23 protein-coding genes are annotated in these 24,356 nt (G+C 68.2%); 14 read left to right on the top strand and 9 right to left on the bottom strand.

Translation table 11 applies throughout. The annotated features are described in order from the left end of the window. Positions 1-16: 16 nt before the first annotated feature. Both hsaC and hsaA read right to left on the bottom strand, forming a co-directional pair. Positions 17-928: an iron-dependent extradiol dioxygenase HsaC gene (hsaC, locus tag ACFUEJ_RS02305; RefSeq protein WP_388027348.1), complete on the bottom strand. Its 912-nt coding sequence runs from the start codon at positions 926-928 to the stop codon at positions 17-19. Positions 929-1,237: 309 nt separating this feature from the next. Further along, on the bottom strand, positions 1,238-2,422 hold the full coding sequence (gene hsaA / locus ACFUEJ_RS02300) for a 3-hydroxy-9,10-secoandrosta-1,3,5(10)-triene-9,17-dione monooxygenase oxygenase subunit (protein WP_065629140.1): 1,185 nt from the start codon (positions 2,420-2,422) through the stop codon (positions 1,238-1,240). 225 nt (positions 2,423-2,647) lie between these two features. Here hsaA and ACFUEJ_RS02295 point away from each other — a divergent pair, with 225 nt between their 5' ends. The 3 genes from ACFUEJ_RS02295 to ACFUEJ_RS02285 all read left to right on the top strand — a co-directional run bounded on the left by ACFUEJ_RS02295 (position 2,648) and on the right by ACFUEJ_RS02285 (position 4,961). Then, positions 2,648-3,886 (top strand): Rieske 2Fe-2S domain-containing protein, encoded by a 1,239-nt coding sequence (locus tag ACFUEJ_RS02295; RefSeq protein ID WP_226512533.1) that lies wholly within the window; start codon positions 2,648-2,650, stop codon positions 3,884-3,886. Between the two features lie 25 nt (positions 3,887-3,911). After that, positions 3,912-4,310, top strand: a complete 399-nt coding sequence (locus ACFUEJ_RS02290) for a hypothetical protein (protein ID WP_388027344.1) — start codon at positions 3,912-3,914, stop codon at positions 4,308-4,310. A gap of 123 nt (positions 4,311-4,433) precedes the next feature. Continuing rightward, entirely contained in the window at positions 4,434-4,961 is a 528-nt protein-coding gene (locus tag ACFUEJ_RS02285; RefSeq protein WP_388027342.1) for a C40 family peptidase, read from the top strand. Here ACFUEJ_RS02285 and ACFUEJ_RS02280 read toward each other — a convergent pair. Further along, complete coding sequence (locus ACFUEJ_RS02280; protein WP_226512532.1) at positions 4,936-5,505, bottom strand: hypothetical protein; 570 nt, start codon at positions 5,503-5,505, stop codon at positions 4,936-4,938. The two genes, ACFUEJ_RS02285 and ACFUEJ_RS02280, sit on opposite strands and share 26 nt — an antisense overlap. Before the next feature lie 153 nt (positions 5,506-5,658). Between ACFUEJ_RS02280 and ACFUEJ_RS02275 the strand changes: the two genes are divergently transcribed. Then, positions 5,659-6,453, top strand: a complete 795-nt coding sequence (locus tag ACFUEJ_RS02275) for a VOC family protein (RefSeq protein ID WP_388027339.1) — start codon at positions 5,659-5,661, stop codon at positions 6,451-6,453. A gap of 400 nt (positions 6,454-6,853) precedes the next feature. On the opposite strand, the gene ACFUEJ_RS02270 is transcribed toward ACFUEJ_RS02275, so the two are convergent. Beyond that, on the bottom strand, positions 6,854-8,002 hold the full coding sequence (locus ACFUEJ_RS02270) for a TDT family transporter (RefSeq protein ID WP_226512531.1): 1,149 nt from the start codon (positions 8,000-8,002) through the stop codon (positions 6,854-6,856). A 102-nt stretch (positions 8,003-8,104) separates the two neighbouring features. Here ACFUEJ_RS02270 and ACFUEJ_RS02265 point away from each other — a divergent pair, with 102 nt between their 5' ends. Further along, complete coding sequence (locus ACFUEJ_RS02265) at positions 8,105-9,022, top strand: LysR family transcriptional regulator (protein WP_226512530.1); 918 nt, start codon at positions 8,105-8,107, stop codon at positions 9,020-9,022. A gap of 34 nt (positions 9,023-9,056) precedes the next feature. Here the strand turns inward: ACFUEJ_RS02265 and dmpG are convergent, their stop codons facing one another. From dmpG to ACFUEJ_RS02250, 3 genes are all read right to left on the bottom strand, one after another. Beyond that, the gene (gene dmpG / locus ACFUEJ_RS02260; RefSeq protein WP_159370112.1) at positions 9,057-10,151 is read right to left on the bottom strand and encodes a 4-hydroxy-2-oxovalerate aldolase; all 1,095 of its coding nucleotides are present in this window, start codon (positions 10,149-10,151) and stop codon (positions 9,057-9,059) included. After that, positions 10,148-11,053: an acetaldehyde dehydrogenase (acetylating) gene (locus tag ACFUEJ_RS02255; RefSeq protein ID WP_086533665.1), complete on the bottom strand. Its 906-nt coding sequence runs from the start codon at positions 11,051-11,053 to the stop codon at positions 10,148-10,150. The genes dmpG and ACFUEJ_RS02255 overlap by 4 nt, the downstream gene beginning before the upstream one ends. A 65-nt stretch (positions 11,054-11,118) precedes the next feature. Continuing rightward, positions 11,119-11,907, bottom strand: a complete 789-nt coding sequence (locus tag ACFUEJ_RS02250) for a 2-keto-4-pentenoate hydratase (RefSeq protein ID WP_277244217.1) — start codon at positions 11,905-11,907, stop codon at positions 11,119-11,121. 144 nt (positions 11,908-12,051) lie between these two features. Between ACFUEJ_RS02250 and ACFUEJ_RS02245 the strand changes: the two genes are divergently transcribed. From ACFUEJ_RS02245 to ACFUEJ_RS02220, 6 genes are all read left to right on the top strand, one after another. Then, positions 12,052-12,867, top strand: coding sequence for an enoyl-CoA hydratase-related protein (locus ACFUEJ_RS02245; protein WP_388027334.1), 816 nt, complete (start codon positions 12,052-12,054; stop codon positions 12,865-12,867). Continuing rightward, positions 12,864-14,012, top strand: a complete 1,149-nt coding sequence (locus ACFUEJ_RS02240) for an acyl-CoA dehydrogenase family protein (protein ID WP_388027332.1) — start codon at positions 12,864-12,866, stop codon at positions 14,010-14,012. Before ACFUEJ_RS02245 ends, ACFUEJ_RS02240 begins: the two co-directional genes overlap by 4 nt. Next, the gene (locus ACFUEJ_RS02235; protein ID WP_388027330.1) at positions 14,009-15,094 is read left to right on the top strand and encodes an acyl-CoA dehydrogenase family protein; all 1,086 of its coding nucleotides are present in this window, start codon (positions 14,009-14,011) and stop codon (positions 15,092-15,094) included. Before ACFUEJ_RS02240 ends, ACFUEJ_RS02235 begins: the two co-directional genes overlap by 4 nt. 112 nt (positions 15,095-15,206) lie before the next feature. After that, positions 15,207-16,946, top strand: a complete 1,740-nt coding sequence (kstD, locus tag ACFUEJ_RS02230; RefSeq protein WP_388027328.1) for a 3-oxosteroid 1-dehydrogenase — start codon at positions 15,207-15,209, stop codon at positions 16,944-16,946. A gap of 4 nt (positions 16,947-16,950) precedes the next feature. Then, the gene (locus ACFUEJ_RS02225; protein WP_388027325.1) at positions 16,951-17,814 is read left to right on the top strand and encodes a MaoC/PaaZ C-terminal domain-containing protein; all 864 of its coding nucleotides are present in this window, start codon (positions 16,951-16,953) and stop codon (positions 17,812-17,814) included. 122 nt (positions 17,815-17,936) lie between these two features. After that, positions 17,937-18,368, top strand: a complete 432-nt coding sequence (locus ACFUEJ_RS02220; RefSeq protein ID WP_058251180.1) for a DUF6918 family protein — start codon at positions 17,937-17,939, stop codon at positions 18,366-18,368. A 51-nt stretch (positions 18,369-18,419) separates the two neighbouring features. Here the strand turns inward: ACFUEJ_RS02220 and ACFUEJ_RS02215 are convergent, their stop codons facing one another. Continuing rightward, a complete protein-coding gene (locus ACFUEJ_RS02215; RefSeq protein ID WP_388027322.1) occupies positions 18,420-18,623 on the bottom strand; it encodes a hypothetical protein in 204 nt (67 codons plus the stop codon). Positions 18,624-18,842: 219 nt separating this feature from the next. On the opposite strand from ACFUEJ_RS02215, the gene ACFUEJ_RS02210 reads away from it, so the two are divergent. The 3 genes from ACFUEJ_RS02210 to ACFUEJ_RS02200 all read left to right on the top strand — a co-directional run bounded on the left by ACFUEJ_RS02210 (position 18,843) and on the right by ACFUEJ_RS02200 (position 22,683). Further along, entirely contained in the window at positions 18,843-20,501 is a 1,659-nt protein-coding gene (locus ACFUEJ_RS02210) for an MFS transporter (RefSeq protein ID WP_388027319.1), read from the top strand. 13 nt (positions 20,502-20,514) lie between these two features. After that, positions 20,515-21,819 (top strand): SLC13 family permease, encoded by a 1,305-nt coding sequence (locus tag ACFUEJ_RS02205; protein ID WP_058251182.1) that lies wholly within the window; start codon positions 20,515-20,517, stop codon positions 21,817-21,819. Between the two features lie 219 nt (positions 21,820-22,038). Continuing rightward, entirely contained in the window at positions 22,039-22,683 is a 645-nt protein-coding gene (locus ACFUEJ_RS02200) for a LysE family translocator (RefSeq protein WP_058251407.1), read from the top strand. Here the strand turns inward: ACFUEJ_RS02200 and ACFUEJ_RS02195 are convergent, their stop codons facing one another. After that, positions 22,684-24,318: an acyl-CoA synthetase gene (locus tag ACFUEJ_RS02195; RefSeq protein WP_058251183.1), complete on the bottom strand. Its 1,635-nt coding sequence runs from the start codon at positions 24,316-24,318 to the stop codon at positions 22,684-22,686. It lies immediately after the preceding gene. Positions 24,319-24,356: the final 38 nt, after the last annotated feature.

Below are 24,356 nucleotides of genomic sequence, written 5' to 3'. Positions count from 1 at the left end.
CTCGGACAAGGGCATCTCAGCCCTTGAACCCGACGCTGAAGTCATGCCCCCACAGACTCACTGCCGTGCTCTCCCGGGCGATCCACTCGTCGTCCTTCACCGTGCGCCCCTCACAACCGAATTCGATGTCGAAGCCGCCCGGCGTCTTCATGTAGAAGGACAGCATGAGGTCGTTGACGTGTCGGCCGAGCGTCGCCGACATCGGCACCTTCTTGCGCAACGCCCGGTCCAGGCACAGACCCACGTCGTCGGCGTTCTCCACCTCCACCATCAGGTGGACGATGCCGGTGCTGTTCGGGATCGGCAGGAACGCCAGCGAATGATGTCGGGGGTTGCAGCCGAGGAACCGCAACCACGGCACCTCGTCGCCCTCTTCGCGGCCGACCACCTGCGGCGGCAGACGCATCGAGTCGCGGAGCTTGAATCCCAGTACGTCCCGGTAGAACTCGAGCGCGGCCTTGTCGTCGGAGCAGGTCAGCACGACGTGCCCCAGGCCCTGCTCCTCGGTGACGAAGCGATGCCCGTACGGGCTGACGACGCGGCGGTGCTCGAGTGCAGCGCCGTGGAAGACCTCGAGGGTGTTGTCCGCCGGGTCGTCGAAGACGATCATCTCGGCGACCCGACGGTCGGCGACCTCCTCGTCCTTGCCCTCACGGAAGACCACACCCGCACGCGACAGCCGATCCCGGACATTCTGCAACTCAGCGGCATTCGCGACCTCCCAGCCCGCGCAGGCGAGCCGGTCGTGCTCGGACGGCACGATGACCAGACGGGCCGGGAAATCGTCCATCCGGAGATACAGGGCACCGTCGGTGAGACCGGAGCCCTCGATCATGCCGAGAACCTTGAGGCCGTAGGTGCGCCACGCCTCGATGTCGGTGGCCTCGATCCTCATGTACCCCAACGAGCGGATCGGACTGTCACTCATCTGCTACTCCTCTTTGTGCTCTTGCCGACGGTGCTGGCCGGACCCTTCGTGACGCCCTCCGCAAGCTCCGGGCTCCTCAGGGAGCGGAGAGGGGTGCCCTTCGCAAGCTCCGGGCTCCTCAGGGAGCGGAGGGGCGTGCCCTCCGCAAGCTCCGGGCTCCTCAGCGGCACACACACCTGCTGGGCCCAATCCCCCCTGCCCCCTGAGGTGCGAGGAGCGCAAGCGACGAGCCACGAAGGGCCTGGTGAGGCACGTTGCGAGACTTTGTCTTTGCTCCCTGAGGAGCGAGCTTGCGAGCGTCACGAAGGGTCACACCATCGTGTCGCCGATGGGAATCCCGAACTCGCCGTTGCCGAATGCGACGTAGGCGCGCTCCGGGTCGTTCGCGGCGTGCACGCGGCCGGCGTGGGCGTCGCGCCAGAAGCGCTGGATCGGTGTCCCGTTCTCGAGCGCGTGGGCGCCCGAGTTCTCGAAGAGCCGGTCGATCGCGGCGATCGCACGTCCGGTCGCACGCACCTGGTCGCGTCGAGCGGACAGCCGCAGTTCCATCGGGACCTCCTCGCCGGCGAGGATGAGGTCGTACTCGGCCTGCAGGTTGCCCGACAGCTGGCGCCACGCGGCGTCGATGTCGCTGGCGGCCTCGGCGATCCGGACCTTGGCGAACGGATCCTCCTTGGCCTTCTCGCCCGCGTAGGCGGCCCGGACCCGCTTGCCCTGGTGCTCGACGTGGGCGCGGTAGGCGCCGTAGGCCATGCCGACGATCGGCGTCGCGATGGTGCTGGGATGGATGGTGCCCCAGGGCATCTTGTAGACCGGCGCGGTGTTGCGCTCCAGGCCCGGGCTCTGCCCCATCGACATCGTGCGCATGCTGAGCATGCGGTGCCGGGGCACGAACACGTCCTTGACCTCGATGGTGTTGGACCCGGTGCCGCGCAGACCGACGACGTTCCACACGTCCTTGATCGTGTAGTCCTCACGCGGGATCAGGAAGCTGACGAAGTCGACGGGCTTGCCGTTCTTGATGACCGGACCCCCGACAAAGACCCAGTCAGCAGTCTCGCAACCCGACGACCACGCCCACGAACCGTTGACCTTGTAGCCGCCGTCGACGACCTCACCCATGCCCATCGGCGCGTACGACGACGAGATCCGGACATTGGTGTCCGAACCCCACACGTCTTCCTGCGCCTGCTGGTCGAAGAGGGCGAGGTGCCAGTTGTGGACGCCGATGATGCCCGACACCCAGCCGGTGGACCCGCAGGCCGACGCGATCCGGCGGACCGCTTCGTAGAAGGTGACCGGGTCGACCTGGTAGCCACCCCACTGCTCGGGCTGCAACAGCCGGAAGAAGCCGGCGGTCTCGAGGCTCGAGACGGTCTCGTCGGGGATTCGACGCAGATCCTCGGTCGACTGCGCACGCTGCTCGAGTTCCGGGAGCAGGACGTTGATCTTCTCCAGGACCTGCTCGGCGGCTTCGCTCCGTTGTGCTGGCATCTCGCCTGCTCCTACTCGTCTCTCCTCGGCCGGACGAGCCGGCCGCTGTACCCATCGAGTTCGAGATTAGAACACGTTCTCATTTCTGTCGAGGACTCGGACTTTATGCCCATGTACAGGCCCGATCGGCGTTCGGGACGACGATCGGGCTGACAAATCTGAAACGTGTTCTAGTATTGGGTACAGTTCTTCGACGCGACACCAGCCACAGACAGGAGAGGGCACATGTCTTCAGGACCCGAGACGATGACCCCGAGCAGCCCCGGCGCGCCGAGCGCAGCCGTCGCCTCCGACGGGGCCGATGTGGGTATCCGGGAGATCGACACGGGTGCGCCGCCCACCCGGTTCGCGCGCGGCTGGCACTGCCTCGGCCTGCACGAGGAGTTCGACGACGGCAAGCCCCACTCCGTCACGATCTTCGGCACCAAGCTGGTGGTCTGGGTCGACACCAAGGGCGAGGTGAACGTGCTCGACGCGTTCTGCCGGCACATGGGCGGTGACCTCTCCCAGGGCAAGCTCTCGGGCGACAACGTGGCGTGCCCGTTCCACGGCTGGCTGTGGAAGGGCAACGGACGCTGCGCCGGCGTGCCCTACGCCAAGCGCAACCCGAAGCTCGCGAAGACCCGTTCGTGGCCGTCGATGGTCCGCAACGGCCAGATCTTCGTCTACAACGATCCTGAGGGCAATCCGCCCCCGGAGGAGTGCATCATCCCCGAACTCGAGGAATTCGGGTCCGACGAGTGGACGCCCTGGACCTGGAACCGCATCGTCATCGAGGGGTCCAACTGTCGCGAGATCATCGACAACGTCGTCGACATGGCGCACTTCTACTACGTGCATTTCGCTCTTCCGGATTACTTCAAGAACGTCTTCGAGGGTGAGATCGCCGCGCAGTACATGAATTCGCACGGCCGGCCCGACGTCACCCTCGGCACCAATTACGGCGACAGCCGCCTCGAATCGATCGCGGCGTATTACGGCCCGTCGTACATGTTGAACCCGATGATCCAGTACTACGGCGGCTACGCGGTCGAGACCATCCTCACCAACTGCCACTACCCGATCGACGAGAACTCCTTCGTCCTGATGTACGGCGTGATGGCCAAGGTCCCGGACGGCCTGACCGCCGAACAGGCGTCGAAGATGGCCACCAAGATCAGCGCCGGCGTCGAGGTGGGCTTCCTGCAGGACGTCGAGATCTGGAAGAACAAGACCCGGATCGACAACCCGCTCCTCGTCGAGGAGGACGGCCCGGTCTACCAGCTCCGCCGCTGGTACGACCAGTTCTACGTCGACAAGGCCGACGTCACCGACGAGATGACCGGCCGGTTCGAGTACGAGATCGACACCTCCAAGGCCCTCGAGAGCTGGAACGAGGAGATCCAGGAGAACCTGCGCCGCCAGGAGGCCGAGAAGGCTGCGGAATCCACGGCGTCGGAATCCACGGAGAAGGCCGAGGTCTGACGTGACCCGGGCGGCAGGGGTTCGGATGGCAGGGGCTCCCGGGGGTTCCGACCGTTGGGCGAAGGCGCCCGACTTCCAGAACGATCCGGACCGGCTCGCCCGGGTTCACGAGGCCACCCGCCGCGACCGCGAGCACTACCTGCAGGGCGGGATGCGCGAGATCGAGTGCCGGGCATGCCACGCCTGCGTGCTGGTGAAGAAGACCAGTTCATTCCACACCAGCGTGCAGTGGAACGCCGACGCCCGGGACCGCTGCCTCGGCCTCGAGCAGATGCCCGCCGGCGGCGACGACGGGAACGGCCCGCTGCTGCCCGGAGCGATGATGCCGACGTGCGCCCGGTTGTCGGCCAGCATCGACCACGGGGTCACCGAGGGCATCATCCCGGCCGAGTCGCCCGCCACCGATCCCGACGGCTACTGGTGATCGGTTAACCGGAATTGCAGCACCATTAGATAACACAAGTCCCAGGCATCACACCGGTCACACGTTCGTCACACCTGGGGAACGACCGACGACACGTCGTTCCGCCTCGGCCAAGCTGTCGTCATGTCCGTTTCGATGACGCGCGCCAGGCGCGTGACCTGCACCATCGCACTCACTGCCGCGTTGTCGGTCGGCGTTCCCCTTGCCGGCTCCCCACTCCTCGACACCGGTCACGCCGCGGGCGCGGGGTCGTCGGATTCCTCCGGTTCGGTCCCGATCTATCTGCCGATCCCGACCACCGTCGGCCTCAACGCGCTCGGGGCGGCGATCACCCAGATCGGCAAGCCGTACAAGTGGGCCGGCGTCGGCCCGCATTCGTGGGACTGCTCCGGGCTGGTGCGGTGGGCGTTCTACACGACCGGCGTCCAGCTCCCCCGGACCAGCCAGCAGCAGGCGAAGGTCGGACACGCGATCCCGTTTCGCGCCCTCGCACCGGGCGACATCATCATCTTCGGTCGCGACGCCGGGCACGTCGGCATCTACGCGGGCGCCGGTCGGGTGTTCAACGCCTACGGCCCCAACGGCGTCCCCATCGGATTCACGAAGCTGAAGGACATGGGCTACATCAAGACGATTCGTCGGTTCGGTTGATCTCGACTCGGTCGGCGGCACCCGCACGCGGCCATACGGTGCTCAGCACCCAGAATCCGACGACGACGAGGAGCAGGATCGCGACCACGACGGTCCCGATCAGTCCGTAACCCGCCTGCATGTCGGGGAGGTCGGCGTCGAGCGCCTCGGACACGCGGTCGGAGAACAGATGCGCGGCGGGGTCGCTCAGCGTGCGGATGCCGACGACGAGCACGATGACCGACGCCAGCCCGATGAGGCCGATGGCGGACGGGCGCAGACGTGGGCGCCACCAGCCGAGGGCGGCGACCACCGCGATCACGGCACCGAGCACCACCACGCTCAGGCCCGGGCGGCCGGTGTTGTCCTCGAAGAAGAACGCGACATCGTCGTCGCTGGCGCCCAGGATCGTGACGCGTCCCAACCCGGTAATCGACGGCTCCACGCCCTCATCGGTACTGCCCCACTGCACCTGTGCCAGGAGCACCAGCAGCAGACCACCCGCCAGCATCGTCGGCCACGCGAGGCCGCGGAGTCGTTCGCCCGTCCCTTCATGCTTGGTCATCCGATCAGGGTGCCATGAGCCGACGTCGGTGGATATGAGTCGGACTCTGCGCAACGCCGTCCGCGACCGATGAGTTTGCGCGACCCTGTCAGTCAGAAGTTCCGACGGGCAGTCGTCCACCAGTTCACGCGGAGCAAGGAAGAGGACCCAGCAATGGCCGAGTATGCAGCCCCCTCCGGGGCACCGATCTGGTTCGACCTGATGAGCAGTGACACCGCGAAGGCCGAGGAGTTCTACGGCGCGATCTTCGGCTGGGAGGCCGAGGCCCCCGACGAGAAGATGGGCGGTTATCGCAACTTCCACAAGAACGGCAAGCGGGTGGCCGGGCTGAGCCCGGTGATGGAAGGCGCCGGGCCGCCCGACATCTGGACGGTGTACCTCCACACCGAGGATGCCGACGCCACGGTGAAGGCCGTCGAGTCGGCCGGGGGCTCGATCATGGTGCCGCCGATGGCCATCGGCGAGGAGGGCACGATGTTGATGGCCTTCGACACCGCGGGGGCGGCGATCGGATTCTGGCAACCGAAGAATCACAAGGGGTACACCGAGTTCGGCGAGCACGGCACGCCCTACTGGTTCGAGTGTCAAAGCATGGACTACGCCAAGTCCGTCGAGTTCTACCGGACCGTGCTCGGCGCGCGCATCGAGGAGGTCGGCACCGGTGGCGACCCGGACGCCGTCGGCCCCGACAGCTACGGCCAGATCTTCTACGGTGAGGCGTCGTACGCGGGGATCATGGACTCGGTCAAGCTCTTCCCGGCCGGGGTGCCGTCGTTCTGGCAGGTCTACATCACCGTCGACGATGTCGCCGCCACGGTGAAGCAGGCCGAATCGCTGGGCGCGGAGATCCTCATGGCCGGCGAGGACACCCCGTACGGGACGCTGGCCGCGATCAAGGATCCGATGGGCGCCCTGATCTGTCTGGGACATCCGCCCGCCGGCATGTGACGCGCGGCCGCGGTAGGGCTCGGTGCGCACCGAGTCCTACCGCGCAGGTCATCGGCGGCGTCAAACGTTCATCCCGCCGCAACGCGATGGCCGACGGCACCCTGTAGCGTCCGACTTCCACAGACACGATTCACCGTCATATCGCGTGGAACTCGTCGGCGTAGAACAGGATTCGCATGTCGGCACACGATTCGGCCGTCCCTCCCGCCTCCGTGCAGAGCTACCTCGACGAGGTCCCCACCTGGCGAGACGGCACACCCGCCCGCGCACACTCCGCAACCCGCTACTGCCGGGATCTCGTAGCCCCGCCCTTCCGACAAACCCACCCGTTTTCCGTAAACCCACCCGGTCCGAGCGTGGTGGGTTTACGGAAAAGGGGTGGGTTTGCGGATGCGGCTCCTCACCGCACCCCGGGTGCCCGGAGGAGTTCGCCGGTGACGACCCCGCGAATCGTGCGGACCGCCACGCCGCTCCATGCCAGGACGAGGACCGTGAATCCGGCGACGGCCACGACCTCGAAGACCGTCCCACCGACGGTGAGGGCCAGCGCACTCGAACCCGTGACGTAGGTGCCGAGGGGGAAGGTGAACGCCCACCAGGTCATCGCGAACGGCATTCCCGACCTCAGGGTCCGCGCGGTGAGCCGTGTTGCGACGGCGATCCACAGGGTTGCCGCCACCCAGACGGTGAGGCCATAACCGACCGTAAACGAATGCAAGGTCTCAGCCATGGGCGCGTCGACGACATGGGGTGCGACGTGGGCCAGCAGGCACGCCGCGGTGACCGATTGGCCGAGCGGTCCGAGGACGATCCACCAGGTGGGGACCATGTGCGCGGCGCCGACGTCGCCGGTGCGCAGCCGCGACGCCAGCACCCACAGAATGGGGAGCGAGGCGAGCGCGGCCAGCACGAACATCGCGCAACCGATCCCCATCACCACATGCGACGCCCAACCAGCGGACAACTGCGGGGTGAGCACCGCGGCCGCCGACGCCGAGACCATCGGGGGGACGACGGGCATCAGCCAGCCGCCGAACGCGTCGCCGACCGACGAGCGGCCGACGATGAGATGCCGATACGGGATGACCACCGCGGTGACGACCCCGCCGATCGTGCCGACGACCCAGCACACGAGGTCGATCCCCAGCGCCAGATCCCGGCCGATCACCGTCGCTCCGACGACCATCGTGCTGGTCCCGACCGTCATGATCGCCATCGGCACCGCACCGTAGAAGTGGGCGACGACGGGGTGGGCGTGATGACCGCGGGCGACCTCCGGGTCGCGGACCCAGTGCCGGACCGTGGCGACCAGCACGACGCCGAACACCGCGCAGGCCAACAGCCAGAAAACGGTTGCCACCTCAGCCAGACCCGTGGGCTGCCAGGGCAGGCTGTGCGCGGCGATCGCGATGATCCCCGTGCCCATCACCGCGGCGAACCAGTTGGGCGGCACGTAGGAGGCGCGACGCCGCCCCACCGCGCGGGCTGTTGCGGTCCCGAGGTCCGGTGCTGCGAGTCCGGCGGAGGCAGTGGTCGTGGTCATGTCCATCACGTTCCCGCGAAACCCACGACGCCGGTAGGACCCGAATCCTTGGCAGGATACAACCGCCGTTTGTATCCCGGGTACCACCGGCGCTTGTACCCTCGAGCGATGGTGCTGAGTCCGCGGATGCCCGACCTCGCGTCCCTCGAGACCCTGCAGGCGGTGGTCGGGACGGGCAGCCTCAACGCCGCCGCGACCCAACTCGGCGTCACCCAGCAGGCGGTGTCGGCGCGCATCCGCGCCATGGAGACGCAGCTCGGCGTCGCCCTGCTGACGCGCACGCCGCGCGGTTCGGTGCCGACCCAGTCCGGACGACTCGTCGCCGAATGGGCCGACCGCCTGCTGACCCTGGCCGGCGAATTCGACGCCGGTCTGGCCGCCCTACGCCTCGAACGACGTGATCAGCTGCGCCTGGCCGCCAGCCTGACCGTCGCCGAGCACCTCCTGCCCCGCTGGCTCGTCACGTTCGCCGCCCAGCATCAGCCCGCCCCCAAGGTGTCGTTCACCGCGACCAACTCCGATCACGTGTACGACCTAATCCGTGCCGGCGACATCGAACTCGGCTTCGTGGAAGGGTCCCGCGTCCAGACCGGTCTGCGCAGCCGGGCCGTCGCGCGCGACAAGCTGATCCTCGTCGTACCACCGGGTCATCCGTGGACGCGGCTGCGGCGGCCGGTCACGGCCGCCGATCTCGCCCGCACTCCATTGGTGACGCGTGAGGAGGGCTCGGGCACCCGGGAGTTTCTCGAGCGCGCCCTGACCAGGACCCTCGGCCCCGGACGCGAGGCCGCGCCACCCGTCCTGGAACTGTCCACGACGGCGTCGGTGCGGGCGGCGGTCATCGCAGGAGCCGGTCCGGCGGTCCTCAGTGACCTCTCGGTGGCCGACGACCTCGGTCACCGGCTCACCCACGTCCCGATAGCCGACCTCGACCTCGCCCGGCCGCTACGCGCGGTCTGGTTGTCGGGCCCGCAACCGAGTGCCGGCGCCGCGCGCGACTTCCTCGCGCATATCAGCCGAAGCTGAGCGGCAACCGGCAAGCGGCCCAGCGGATCGCTGCTCAGACCCCGGCGTTCGCGTCCTGCTTCTTCTTGAGCTCGAGGGCGATGTCGATGAGCTGGTCCTCCTGGCCGCCGACCAGCTTGCGGCTACCCGCCTCGAGGAGGATCTCCGCGGCCGAGACGCCGTAGCGTTCGGCGTGGCCCTCGGCGTGCTTGAGGAACGAGCTGTAACAGCCGGCGTAGCCCATCATCATGGCCGAGCGGTCGACGAGGCACTCCGACGGCATCGCCGGTCGGACGACATCCTGTGCGGCGTCGGCGATCTTCATGAAATCGACGCCCGTGGTGATGCCGAGCTTGTCGCACACACCCACGAAGGCCTCGGTGGGCGTGTTGCCGGCCCCCGCGCCGAAACGCCGGATCGAGCCGTCGATCTGCTGGGCACCCGCTCGAATCGCGTTGACCGAGTTGGCAACCGCGATGTCGAGGTTCTCGTGCCCGTGGAACCCGACCTGCGCGTCGTTGCCGAGTTCGGCCACCAGGGCCTGGACCCGAACGGTCACGTCCTCGAGGACGAGCGCACCGGCGGAGTCGACGACGTACACACACTGACACCCGGCATCGGCCATGATGCGGGCCTGCTTGGCGATGACCTCCGGCGGCTGGCTGTGGCTCATCATCAGGAACCCGACGGTCTCCAGACCGAGATCGCGCGCGAGCCCGAAGTGCTGGATCGAGACATCGGCCTCGGTGCAATGCGTCGCGATGCGGCAGATCTGACCGCCGTTGTCCTGCGCCGCGCGGATGTCGTCCTTGGTGCCCAGCCCCGGCAGCATCAGGAAGGCGATCTTGGCTCGCTTCGCCGTCTCCGCGGCGGCCTTGATCAGCTGCTGCTCAGGGGTTTTGGAGAAACCGTAGTTGAACGACGACCCGCCCAGACCGTCACCGTGGGTCACCTCGATGACCGGCACACCGGCCTCGTCGAGCGCGCCGACGATCGCACGCACCTCGTCCTCGGTGAACTGGTGACGTTTGTGGTGGCTGCCGTCACGCAGCGACGAGTCCGTGATGCGGATGTCGAGGGTGTCAGAGTACTTGCGCGCGTTCGCCATCAGCTTCGGGTCGCGCGGTGTCAGAACCACATTGGTGCTCATGCGGGGACTCCCAACTTGGTTTTCGCGATCTCTTCGCCGACCTTCGTGGCGGCAGCGGTCATGATGTCCAGGTTCCCGGCGTACGGCGGGAGGAAGTCCCCCGCACCCTCGACCTCGACGAAGATCGACACCCGGGCGTGCCCGCCGTTCAGGACGCTCGGCGGGTCGAACTGGGGATCCTGCAGCAACCGGTATCCCGGCACATAGGCCTGGATCTCCTTCTCCCGGCGGTGGATCGACTCGGCGATCGCATCGGTGTCCGCATCCTCGGGGATGGCACAGAAGATGGTGTCGCGCATGATCATCGGCGGGTCGGCCGGATTCAGGATGATGATCGCCTTGCCGCGCTGCGCGCCGCCGATCGTCTCCACACCTGCCGACGTCGTCGCGGTGAACTCGTCGATGTTCGCGCGGGTGCCCGGCCCGGCCGACACCGAGGCGACCGACGCGACGATCTCGGCATACGGCACCGGCACAACCGAACTCACCGCATGCACCATCGGGATGGTCGCCTGACCGCCGCACGTGATCATGTTGGTGTTCGGCGCATCGAGATGCTCGCGGAGATTGGCCGGCGGCACCACCGCGGGGCCGACGGCGGCCGGGGTGAGATCGACGGCGATGATGCCCGCCTCTTCGTACTTCGGCGCGTACTCGCGGTGCACATAGGCCGAGGTCGCCTCGAAGATCAGATCCGGGCGTTCCGAGGACGCCAGCAGTTCGTCGGCACCACCACTCATCGTGATGAGGCCATGATCGGCCGCACGCTTCATACCCTCGGAGGCGGCATCGATGCCGACCATCCAGCGCGGCTCGATCACCTCGGAGCGCTCCAGCTTGTACATCAGGTCGGTGCCGATGTTGCCCGACCCGATGATCGCTGCGGTCAGCTTGGCTGCCACGGGTTCCTCCTCTTGCTCGGTGTGAAAGTTGTTCAGGACTCGGTGGAATCGAGGGACACGTCGGGTCAGGTGAAGTCGAGGGTGACGCTGCCCAGACCGGCGAAATCGGCCACGAAGTGATCACCCGACGAGATGTCGATCGCCCGCGTCGCGGTGCCCGGGAGGATGACGTCACCTTTGCGCAGACGCACCCCGAAGCCCTCGACCTTGCGCGCGAGCCAACTCACGGCATTGAGCGGATGACCGAGCACCGCAGACGAGTTGCCCTTCGCGACGATCTCGCCGTTGCGCGTCAGCGTCGCCTCGATGTCACCGGTGTCGATCTCGGAGATCGGGACGCGTTGCTGACCGAGAATCCAGCCACACGACGACGCGTTGTCGGCGATCGTGTCGCACAGGGTGATCTGCCAGTCCTTGATCCGCGAGTCGATCAGCTCGATCGAGGGCACCACCCACGCGACCGCGTCGATCACGTCCTCATTGGTGCAGCCCTCGCCCGGCAGGTCCTCGCCCAAGATGAAACCGACCTCGACCTCGACGCGCGGGAAGCAGAGCTTCTTGGCATCGATCGGGGTGTGCTCGAAGTACTGCATGTCGTCGAGCAGATGGCCGTAATCCGGTTCGTCGACGCCCATCATCTTCTGCATGGCCTCAGAGGCCAGGCCGACCTTGTGCCCCGCAACCTTCGCGCCGGCGTCGAGCCGCTTGCGGATGTTGATCAGCTGGATCTCGTACGCGTCGACCACATCGAGGTCGGGATGGGCGTCGGTGGGGCGGTCGATGGCGGTCGCCGACGCCTCCGCCCGCGCCAGATCTGCAGCGATCTGCTCGCGAATCCCCTGCTCAACCGTCATCGTGCCCTCGCCTTCCGCATGTGAACGTGTTCTAGTTTAGAACACGTTGCAGTCTGCGGGCAGTCCTCGGTCCGATCGTCGCGCATTCCGAGGCGTGACCGAGATCGGCCATCACGCGCGCACCGGACGACTACGGTTCTCGTCATGAGTTCCGAGTCCCCGAATCCAGTCTCGCCGGACACCGACGACACCGGCGAGGCCGTTCTGACCTCCTTCGACGACGGCGTGGGACGGCTGACGCTCAACAACCCACGCCGCAAGAACGCCATCACCCTCGAGATTGCCGCGGCGATCGAGGAGTTCTGCGACCGGGTCACCGCGGACGACAACATCGGCGCGGTCGTCGTCGACGCAGCCGGTTCGTACTTCTGCAGCGGGGCCGACACGCGGATCCTGGCCGGCGCGTCGGCCGATCCGGCGGCACCGGAATCGGTGGCGCAGCTGTCCGCGGTCTACCGCGCGTTCGTCCGGGTCGGGTCCCTGCCGGTCCCCACGGTCGGGGTCGTCGTCGGCGGGGCCGTGGGGGCGGGCCTCAACCTCGCGCTCGCCGTCGACCTGCTCGTCACCACGCCCGACGCCGTCCTCGACAGCGGATTCCTCGCCCGCGGCATCCATCCCGGGGGCGGGCACCTCACCCTGCTGAACCGTGCGGTGGGGCGGGCCGACACGATCGCGCTCGCCGTCTGCGGTCAGTCGCTGTCCGGTGCGCAGGCGGTCGAACGTGGCCTGGCGTACGCGGCCGCACCGGTTCCGGACATCCCGGCGATCGTCGCCGATCTGACCGGACCCGCCTCGCGCGACCCGGAGCTGACGCGCCGGGTGATGGCCAGTGTACGACTCGAACTGGGCCCGCCGGCGGTGACCTGGGATTCGGCGATCGAGATCGAGCGTGGCATGCAGATGTGGTCGATGGCCCGCAAGGGGCAGAACTGGTCGTCCCGCGGTCCCGGCCGGTCATGAGCCAGGAAGCCGTGGATGTTTCCGACGACGTCCTGCGCGCCCTGCGGTCCGAGGTGCGCGAGTTCCTCCGGACCGAACTCGCCGAGGGCGCTTTCCGTCCCGACGTCGACAGCTGGATGACGGGTTTCGATCCCGACTTCAGTCGACGACTCGGCGATCGGGGCTGGCTGGGTACGACCATGCCCGTCGAGTACGGAGGGCAGGGTCGTACGCCGGTCGAGCGTTTCGTGATCACCGAGGAACTCCTCGCGCACGGCGCACCGGTCGCGGCGCACTGGATCGCCGATCGGCAGATGGCCCCCGGCATCCTCGCCAACGGGACGCAGGCGCAAAGGCTGCACTACATCCCGCGGATCTCGGCGGGCACGATGTTCTTCGCGATCGGGATGAGCGAACCCGACGCCGGCTCCGATCTGGCCGCGGTCCGCACCCGGGCCACCGACAACGGGGACTCGTGGACCATCAGCGGCACCAAGGTCTGGACCACCGGTGCTCACATCGCGCACGCCATGGTGCTCCTCGCACGCACCGACGGCACCACCGAGGACCGCCAGCAGGGACTGTCGCAGTTCGTCGTCGACCTCCCGCACCCCGACATCGAGATCCGTCCACTCGCGAGCATCGACGGCGACGCGCACTTCAACGAGGTGATCTTCCACGACGCCGTCGTCGACTCCTCGGCACTGCTCGGCGTGCGCGGAGAGGGATGGCGACAGGTGATGAGCGAGTTGGCCTTCGAACGGTCGGGGCCGGAACGCTACCTCTCCACGCTGCCGTTGCTCCGCACCTGGACCGACCTGCTTCGACAGCACGGCGCGACGCCGCAGCAGCGAAAAACACTGGGCGAGCTGACCGCACAGGCCTGGGCGCTGCGCCAGATGTCGATGCAGGTGGCGCGTGAACTTCAATCCGGCGGCAAACCCGACGTACTGGCGGCGATGGTCAAGGACCTCGGTTCGACCTTCGAAGGAGACCTCGTCACCGCGATCCGGGACGCGTCCGGCGCGACCCCGCGGCGCACCGGCGGGTCGGACTTCGACCGCCTGCTGGCTCAATCAGTCCTGCACACACCGGCTTTCACCCTGCGTGGGGGAACCAACGAGATCTTGCGCGGCATCGTCGCGCGCGGACTGGGGATGCGATGACCGAACTGGCAGCAGAACTCGCTGCGGCGACGGCCGCGATGGTGACACGGTTTCCCGTCGACCTGCGGACCCCGGCCACCGAAGCCGACCTCACGTTGTGGATGGCCCTCGTCGACGCCGGGTTCACCGCTCTCGACGTCCCGGAGCCGGCAGGAGGTCAGGGCGCCGAGCTCGGCGACGCTCTTGCCGTCCTCGACACTCTCACCGAGGCCGGCGCGATCACCCCGTATGTCGAACACGCATTGCTGGCTGCGTGGCTCGCGGGACGCGTCGATCACGTACTCGACGGGCTGAGCGCGACCGTCGCGGTCGTCGACGAGGCAACCGTCCGAGGAGATGACGAGCGAATCCGACTCAGCGGCACCGCGATCGGAGTCCCGTACGCCGCGTCGGCCGACGTCATCGTGATCCTGGCCTCGACCACCGACGGCGCGGTGATCGCGGTCGTCGATCGTCGCGAAGCTGGGCTTCGGGTCGAGCCTGGCACTGACTTGATGGGGTTGGACTACAGCGACATCGTCTTCGACGATGCCGAGGTCACGTTCTCCGCCCCGTCGCCGGTCACGGTCGACGATCTGCGTACGCGTGGGGCACTCGTCTACGCGGTCGCCTTGGCAGCCGCAGCGCGGGCAGTCCGCAACCGCACGGTCCGCTACGCCGCCGAGCGGGTCCAGTTCGGCCGGCCGCTGGGCAGGTTCCAGGCCATTCAGCAGAGGCTCGCGCAGATGGCCGCGCAGACCACGCTGATGGAGACCGCCGCACGAGCGGCGACCGCCGCGGCGTCGGAAGACATCGTTACGGCCCGTGACGCGATCGCCGCCGCGAAGATCGTCACGTCGCGCCACGCACACGACGTCGCGGCCGCGGCCCATCAGATCCACGGGGCCATCGGGTTCACCGCCGAACATTCCCTCGGCCGGTTCACCACGGCGTTGTGGACCTGGCGCGACCGGTACGGGACCGAGCACGACTGGTCTGAGCAGTTGGCGGCGCGCATGCTCGACGACGGCCTCGACCCGTGGCACGTGATCACCGGCGCGTCCGATCCCGTCGCACAGTCGACGAGAACAGACGCACAGTGAACGAGTTCAGACGCACAGTCGACGGGAACGGGAGCACCCCTGGCGCCCCATTTCTGCAACGTGTTCTAATTCAGGTAGAACACGTTCCAGCTGCGCGCACGAAGGGGACCCCATGGCCGGCTCGACCGAACCAGAACAGACCAGTACCCAACCCGAGACCCCTGGACCCGAGACCTTCGACGTCGTCGTCGTCGGGGCCGGAGCTGCGGGCCTGAGCGCGGCGATCACCGCAGCTCAGAAGGGCTTGTCGACGGTCCTGATCGAGAAATCGCCGTACTGGGGCGGCTCGACGTCGCGCTCGGGGGGCGGGGTCTGGATCCCGAACAACTCGGTCCTCCGCCGCGACGGCGTGACCGACACCCCGGACAAGGCCCGCGAGTACGTCCACGCGATCATCGGCGAACACGCGCCCGCCGACCGCATCGACGCCTACATCGACCGCGGACCCGAGGCGCTGGACTTCCTGATGGCGCACGCCCCCCTCGACCTCGAGTGGGTCAAGAACTACTCCGACTACTACCCGGAGGCGCCCGGCGGCCGGCTCGCCGGACGGTCGATCGAGCCGCGCCCGTTCGACGCGCGCCGCCTCGGTGACGACCTGAAGACGCTGCACCCGCAGTACACCAAGGCGCCGCTGAACATGGTCGTTCTGCAGTCGGACTACCGCTGGCTCAACACCGGCCTGCGTCACTGGCGCGGTCCGCTGCGGATGGCGAAGGTCGGCAGCCGGTTCTTCTGGGCGCGCAGCCGCGGCAAGAAGCTCATCGCCATGGGCGCAGCACTCGCGGCCGAGCTCCTTCTCGGCGTCCGCGAGGCGGGCGTCCCGGTCCGGCTGAACACCGGCCTCGCCGACCTCATCACCGAAGACGGCCGCGTGGTCGGCGTGATCGCCGAATCCGACGGCAAGCGCGTCGAGATCCGGGCCCGCCACGGCGTGATCCTCGCCTGCGGCGGATTCGAGCACAACGACGAGATGCGCAAGAAGTACCAGCGCGACCCGATCGGCTCCGAGTGGACCACCGGCGCCCCCAGCAACACCGGCGACGGCATCAACGCCGGCCTCAAGATCGGCGCCGCGGTGTCGCTCATGGACGACGCCTGGTGGGGTCCGACGATCCCGCTGCCACGCGGTCCGTGGTTCGCGCTGTCGGAGCGGGCGGTACCGGGCACCTTCATGGTGAACACGCGCGGGCAGCGCTACATGAACGAGTCGCTGCCGTATGTCGAAGCGGTACACCAGATGTACGGCGGCGAGTTCGGCCAGGGCGAGGGCCCCGGCGAGAACGTGCCGTCGTGGCTCATCTTCGACCAGCGGTGCCGAAACCGCTACCTCTTCGCCGGGATCAACGCGCGACAGCCGTTGCCCAAGAAGTGGTTCGAGTCGGGCGTCGTCGTGAAGGCCGACAGCATCTGCGAACTCGCCGACAAGATCGGCGTCCCGGCCGACGCGCTCACCGCGACCACCGAGCGGTTCAACGGCTTTGCTCGCAAGGGTGTCGACGAAGACTTCGGCCGTGGCACAAGCGGTTACGACCACTACTACGGCGACATCACCAACAAGCCCAACCCGAGCCTCGGCGAGGTCAGCAAGGGTCCGTTCTACGCGGTCAAGATGGTCCCGGGCGATCTCGGCACCAAGGGCGGGATCAACGCCGACGCCTCGGGTCGCGCACTGCGGGCCGACGGCTCCGTCATCGAGGGTCTCTACGCGGCGGGCAACACCAGCGCGCCGGTCATGGGGCACACGTACGCCGGCCCGGGCGCGACGATCGGTCCGGCCATGGTCTTCGGATACCTGGCCGCCACCGACATCGCCGCCAAGGCCGCCACCCCGACATCGACAGGAGCCTGACCCGATGCCCATCGACCTCTCCGTCGCCCTCGGTGCCGAACTGCCCGAGGTGAGTTTCGAATGGTCGGCCTCCGACGCCGCCCTCTACAACCTCGCGGTGGGTGCCGCTGCGGACCCGATGGACACCACCGGGCTCGAGTACATCCACGACGCGACGCCTAAGGTGCTGCCCACCTTCGCCACCGTGGCCGCCGGGTTCCACACCACCGAGCCCCCGAAGGTCTCGTTCCCCGGCATCGACATCGACCTCGCGAAGGTCGTCCACGGCAGCCAGCAGGTGACCGCCTACCGGCCGCTGCCGGCCGCCGGCAAGGCGACCACCCGCACCCGGATCGCCGAGATCCAGGACAAGGGTTCGGCCGCGGTGATCGTGCAGGAGTCGGTGACCACCGACGACGGCGGGCAGACCCTCTGGACGTCCCGCTCATCGATCTTCGCGAAGGGCGAGGGCGGGTTCGGCGGCGAACGCGGTTCGTCGGCCAAGGTCGACTACCCCGACCGCGCGCCGGATCATCGCCTCACCGTTTCGACGCTCCCCCAGCAGGCACTGCTCTACCGCTTGTGCGGAGACCGCAACCCGCTGCACTCCGACCCCGGATTCGCTTCCCGCGCAGGCTTTCCCCGGCCGATCCTGCACGGCCTGTGCACGTACGGCACGGTCTGCCGCGTGATCGTCGACGAGGTCCTCGGCGGCGACGTGACCGCGGTCGCCGACTACTCGGCGTCGTTCGCGGGCGTGGTGTTCCCGGGCGAGACCCTCGCGGTCGAGGTCTGGGAGGACGGCTCCCGGTTGCTGGCCACCGCGACCGTCGTCGAACGCGACGGCGCGAAGGCCCTCGGCAATGTGGTCTGCGAACGTCGCCAGTAGAACCGCCGTCGCGACGGCGGGGCCGCAGCCCGGAGACGCGGTCGCGTGGGGCCAGTACGCTACACACGCGGACCGCGAGGCGGCCCGCAGGTTCCACGTCGCATATCCCCGAGGAGACGCCCATGAGCGATTCGCTGACGCCCCTACTCGCCGACAACCGCAGTGCACTGGTGACCGACCTCGTCGGTGTCATCGACGCCGAGGTGGCCGACCAGTCGGGTCTGAGCGGCGCCGCTGTGAAGACCGCCTACTCCGCGGTGCAGAAGGTGAAGCCCGGTGTTGTGCGCAGCGCCACCGATCAGATGGCCGAGGACTTCCTGAAGGCGCTGGCGCCGTTCTGGGACTCCAAGCCTGCCGGTGTCGCCTTCGGCGATCACCTCTCGGCCAACGGAGATGCCGCGGCCGAGGCCCTGCTGTCGGTGACCGACCAGCAGGCCGAGACCGCCAAGCCCGCACTCGCGAAGGCGTACAACTCGCTGCGCGGCAAGGGGAAGAAGTACGTGATCGCGGCACTGCCGCGTCTGGGTGCCGCCATCGAGCGGCACGCCGCCTAGGAGTCGGCGCGCGCGTCGTCGGCGGTCGCATCGACCTCCCCAGAGGGTCGGTCAGACCGCTGACGACGCGATGGCCACGAGTGCCACGACGACGCCGATGAGTGCGGCGAGCATCGACAGCACACGCCACACATGGACGCGGGCGGGCGAGATCTCGGTCCCGTTCGGGGCGACGTCGGGCGATGCGGCCGCGGTCGCGGTCGCGGCAGCGGGAGTAGCAGCGGCGGGGGTTCGTGCGATTCGGGGTGAGGCCATGACCTGTCACCACTTTCGGTTGTCCGGGGCCAACGGGGACCGGCGCGGTCTCGCGTTCGCCCGGTATCGATACTGCAGTGATAAATGTGTCACAAGTTACTCGAGTAGCGTCGGCGCCCACATAGCGTGTCGCGATAACGAAACCGCAACACCGCGGTGGCGGCGAACGTGCCGACCGAACCGGTTCCGCATGCCGACCCCGAAAGTGCAGGACGCCGAATGAGATTACCGTCCGCCATCCGCCTCGATGCGAAATCCGCCTGGCTGGTTCTGGTCGCCTGCCTGTCGGTCAGCATGGTCGTCGCGGCGATGGCCGCCCTCAACACCGCCCTCCCCGACATCGCGATCGACACCGGCGCCGACGCCGGTCAGATGACCTGGATCGTCGACGGCTACACCCTGGCGCTCGCGGCGCTCCTGCTCCCGGCGGGCGCGATCGGCGATCGCTTGGGGCGCCGCGAGGTCCTGATCGTGGGTCTCCTGCTGTTCGGTCTCGCGTCCCTGGTCGCGATCTGGGTGGACGGCCCGACCCAACTGATCCTGGCGCGGTGTCTCGCCGGCGCCGCTGCGGCGCTGATCATGCCCACCACGTTGTCCCTCATCACGTCCGGGATGCCGGAAGGTCAACGCGCGGTCGGGATCAGCATCTGGTCGGCGATCGCCGGCGGCGGCGCCATCGCCGGCTTCCTGGTCACCGGGCTTCTCCTGGAGTTCTTCTCCTGGCACTCGATCTTCATCACCTTCGCCGCGGCGTCAGCCGTCGCGGCCGCGCTGTGCCTGACGATCGGCACCTCCAAGGACAGCGACCCCGGTCGCTTCGACATCCCGGGGACCGTCTGTTCGGTCCTGGCCATCACCGGCGTCGTCCTCGGTCTGCTCGAGGCACCTCATCGGGGCTGGGCGGATCCCGTTGTCCTGATCTGCATCGTGGGCGGCGTCCTGCTCGCGGGCGGGTTCGTCGCCGTGGAACTGCGTTCGACGTCGCCGCTGTTCGACGTCCGGTTGCTCGGCAACCGCGCCTTCGGGTCCGGGGCGCTGTCGGTCGCGGTCCAGTTCCTCGCCTCGTTCGGCATGTTCTACCTGCTGCTGCAGTTGCTGCAGCTGGTCTTCGATTACACCCCGCTGCAGTCGGCGGTCGCGCTGATGCCGTTCGTGGCCGGCGTCGGCCTCACCACGCTCATCGCGAACTGGCTTGCCGTACGACTGGATTCGCTCAAGTTCGTCATCGCCGCCGGCGCCCTGCTGTCCGGCGTCGGGCTGATCCTCCTCGGATCGTTCCGGTACGAGACGTATTGGACGCTCGCCGGCGTGGTCGCATTGATAGCGGTCGGGATCGGTCTGGCGTCGGCGCCCGCCACGACGGCCATCATGTCCAACACCCCGCTCGACAACCAGGGCGTCGGCTCGGCCGTGAACGACACCGCCCGGGAGATCGGCGCGGCGATCGGTATCGCGATCGCGGGCAGCATCGTCGCCGCGGGATACCAGTCGCGCATCGGCGAGACCGCACAACTGGCCCGCGATCAACTGACCGCCGCCGGTGAGCAGCGCATCGCCACCGGCGACACCGCCGGCGGCCAGGCCATGGTCGCCCAGGCCGACCAGGCCGGGACGCTGATCGAGCGATCCCTCGCCGAGGCGACGGTCGTCGTGGACCGGTTGTCCGGTCAGGCCGCATCGCTCGCGGAGAAGATCGCCGACGGCAGTCAAGAGGCGTTCTACGTGCCGTTCGAGTACGCCTGCCTCGTCCTGGGCGGGATCATGCTCGTCAGTTCGGTCGCGCTGCTGTGGCTCACGCCGCGACGCATCGTCGAGGTGCCGCCGACCATCGAGTCCGACCCCGACCAGGACCGCGACGACACCTACGCCCGCGACTGAGTAGCCTGTCCCGGTGGTACTCACCGCGGACAGCATCGCCGGCACCCTGGTCGGAGTCGCCGCCCTGCTCGTGGTGATCGTCGCGACCGTTGTCGCCCAGCGTGTTCCGGCCGTTGTGGTGGCCGCACCGGTCGCCGCGCTGCTCCTCGCGCTCGGCCTGGCCGACGTCGAGCAGGCCGCCGACGATATCGCCACGATGGCGCCGACCATCGGCTTCCTGGCCGCGATGCTGGTGATCGCCGACGCCTGTGCCCGCGCCGGGGTCTTCACCTGGATCGGCGCCCTCCTGGCCCGGTGGAGTCGGGCCTCGCCACATCGGTTGTTGCGCATCGTCTTCCTGGCCGCGGCGACGACGACCGCGGTCCTCAGTATCGACACCACGATCGTCCTGCTGACGCCGGTCGCCGTCGCCACCGCGCGGCGGATCGGGGCGCCGGTGACCCCGGTCGCGTTCGCGAACGCCCACCTGGCCAACACCGCGTCGACCCTCATGCCGGTGTCGAACCTGACCAACCTCCTGGCGTTCTCCGCGACCGGGCTGACCTTCCTCGGCTTCACCGGCGTCATGCTGGCACCCTGGATCGCCGCGATCGTCGTCGAATACCTCATCTTCCGGATGTACTTCGCCGACTCGCTCGCGCGCGCTGCCCCGGCAGCCGATTCGACCGCCGGCGATCCGGCTCCGGTGGATGCGCCGCCCCGCCCCACCCTCATGCTGGTGATGCTCGGCTTGCTGCTGCTCGCCTTCGTCGTGACCGAACCGCTGGGCGTCCCGTTGGCCGCGGTGGCCGGCGTGGGCGCGGTCGCCTTCACGGTGCCGCGGTTGCTCGACGCACCGCTGCCCACTGTGTGGGAGACGGTGCAGGCCCTGAACATCCCGTTCCTCGGATTCGTCGCCGTGCTCGGTGTCGTCATCCTCCCGGTGCGAACCGGCCCGATCGGCGACTGGATCGGCAACCTCATCCCGGATGACTCATCACTCCTCGCGCTGCTCGCGGTCGCCGCGCTGGCCGCGGTCCTCGCCAACCTGGTGAACAACCTGCCCGCCACCCTGCTGCTCATCCCGCTCGTCGCCCACGAGCCCGGCCTGGTCCTGGCGATGCTCCTCGGCGTCAACCTCGGACCCAACCTCGCCTACTTCGGGTCGCTGGCCAACCTGCTGTGGCGCGACATCATGCACCGCGACGGCTCCGGCGGGGGCACGGGCGCCCCGACCTCCCGCGAGTACCTACGCCTCGGCGCACTCACCGTTCCCGCCACGCTCGTCGTCGCGGTGGTCGCACTGTGGGCGGTGGTGCGGCTGACGTCCGTGGCTTGACCCAGGTGACCTCGACGGACGCGGCGGCCTCGCTGCGCTCGGTCGACGCTGCTCGGCCAGCAGAACGGGACGCCGCGGCCTCGCTGCGCTCGGTCGACGCTGCTCGGCCAGCAGAACGGGACGCGGCCTCGCTGCAGCTCAGTCGACGGTGCTCGACCAGCAGTGGGGGCCACCGGCCCCGGCGCGCTCGCCCGCGCCCCGGTTCCTACCATGACCTTCATGCTCGCCGCGCTCCTGTCCTTCATCGTCACCGCGACGCTGATCGTGCTGCTGCCGGGTCCGGACACCCTGGTGGTCCTGCGCGGAGTGGTCCGTGGTGGACGCGGCGAAGCCTTCCGGACCGCCGCCGGCATCGTGTGCGGACTGATGGTCTGGGTCACCGCCGCGGTCCTGGGCCTGTCGGCATTGCTGCAGGCCAGCGAGACCGGTTACGAGATCCTCAAGATCGTCGGGGCATGCTACCTCGTGTGGATGGGTATCAGCTCGGTCCGCGCGCTGCTGCGCGCCGCACCTGATCTCGCGGCATCGCAGGACGTGGTCGAGCCGCCCGCGGGCCGGAAGGCGGGACTGCTGTTCTCCGGTTTCACCGCCGGCCTGCTCACCAACATCCTCAACCCGAAGATCGGCATCCTGTTCATCAGTCTCTTGCCAGGCTTCGTGCCGGACGGCTACTCGACGGGATGGACGACCCTAGGGTTGGGGGCCATCTACATCGCGCTGACCGCCGCGTACTTCACCGTGCTGGTGGGCGCCGCGGGCCGTATCGCCGGATGGCTGCAGAGCGCACGAATCCGCCGTCGCGTCGAAGCGATCGGCGGAGTCGCGTTGATCGGGCTCGGAGTGCGCCTGGCACTCGAGGGCTGATCAGACCGGGGCGGCCTCGTTCGCTGCGGCCGCGGCCTTGGCCCAGCGGTAGTCGGCCTTGCCGGCCGGGGTCCGCTTGACCTCGTCGACGAAGACGACCGTGCGGGGCACCTTGTAGCGGGCGAGGGTCTCCCGGCAGTGGTCCTGGATCTCCTCCAACGAGGGCTCGTCGACCCCGTCGGCGACGTTGACCACCGCCGCGACCCGCTGGCCGTACTTCTCGTCGGGAACCGGGACGACGAGTGCGTCGGCGATCGCCGGATGCGCGTGCAGCACCGCCTCGACCTCCTCGGCGTAGACCTTCTCGCCGCCGGTGTTGATGCACTGCGAACCACGTCCGAGGAACACGATCGAACCGTCGGCCTCCACGGTGCCCATGTCGCCCAGGATCGAGATCCGGGTGCCGTCGGCCAGCGTCGGAAAGGTCTTCGCCGTCTTCTCCTCGTCCTTGTAGTAGCCGAGCGGGACGTTGCCGATGCGCGCGATGTAACCGACCTCGCCCGAGCCGGGCTCGATCTTGTTGTGCCGTTCGTCGACGACCATCATCCGGTCCGTCGGCGGGACCTTCAGATTCCCGTTCTCGTCCATCATGATCTCGCCGTCGTTACCCGACTCCGAGGCGCCGAAGTTGTCGCGCAGCACCAGATCCGGTTTCACCGCGAGCATCCGGTCCCGCACGTGCTGAGACCAGATCGCGCCGCCGGAGGTGATCGAGAACATCGACGACAGATCGACGGAGTCCTTGCGCCTCTCGAGCTCCTCGACGAGCGGCATGCCCATGGCGTCGCCGACGATGAGGACGATGTTGACCTTCTCCTTCTCGATCTCGGTCACGATCGCCTCGGGGTCGAAGTCGCGCTGGATGACCAGCCGGCCACCGAGGGTGAAGAACGTGAACAACGAGTACGACGCCGCGCCGTGCATGAGCGGAGCCGCGAGCAGGAACGCGATCGGCGGGAAATCCTTGACCGCCGTGCCGATCTCCGCGAGATCCTTGCGGGCCTCGCCGTACGGGTTGCCCCCCGACAGCGGCTTGCGGAAGAAGTCGTCGTGCTGCCACATGACACCCTTCGGGTACCCGGTGGTACCGCCGGTGTAGAGCAGGTAGAGCTCTTCGCCGGTGCGCGGCTCGAAGTCCCGGCCGTCCGGCTTGGACTCCGCGTCGGCGAACGACACGATCTCCACGACGCGCCCGTCGGGCAGGTCGGCGACCGCCGCACGGAGTTCCTCGACGATGTCGCCGATGACGAACACCGTTCGCACGGTGGGGGTCTCGCCGAGCAGCGCGGCGACGCTGCGCTGGTGCTCCGGCAGTTCGACGATGATCGCGCGGGAGTCGGAGTTGTCGAAGATGTACTGCAGTTCGGCGTTGGTGTAGCGGTAGTTCACGTTGACCGGGACCGCGCGCACCTTCAGCAGTCCCAGCAGGCTAGTCACGTGTTCGATGCTGTTCTTCAGGAACAGCGCGACGTTGTCGAACGCACCGATCCCCGCGCCGGCGAACAGATGCGCCACCTGATTGGAGAGGGTGTCGAGTTCGGCATAGCTGATCTGGCGACCCTGGTAGCTGAGCGCGATCCGCTCGGGCACCGAGTCGGCGACGGTCTCGAAGACATTCGCGAGGTTGAACTTCATCGTGCGCGCTCCTTGGTCATACGGAGTGAATTCGAGTG

This window comes from Gordonia sp. NPDC057258, from assembly GCF_042668985.1.
Lineage (GTDB): Bacteria > Actinomycetota > Actinomycetes > Mycobacteriales > Mycobacteriaceae > Gordonia > Gordonia hongkongensis.
This window is presented reverse-complemented; position numbering and strand designations above follow the sequence as displayed.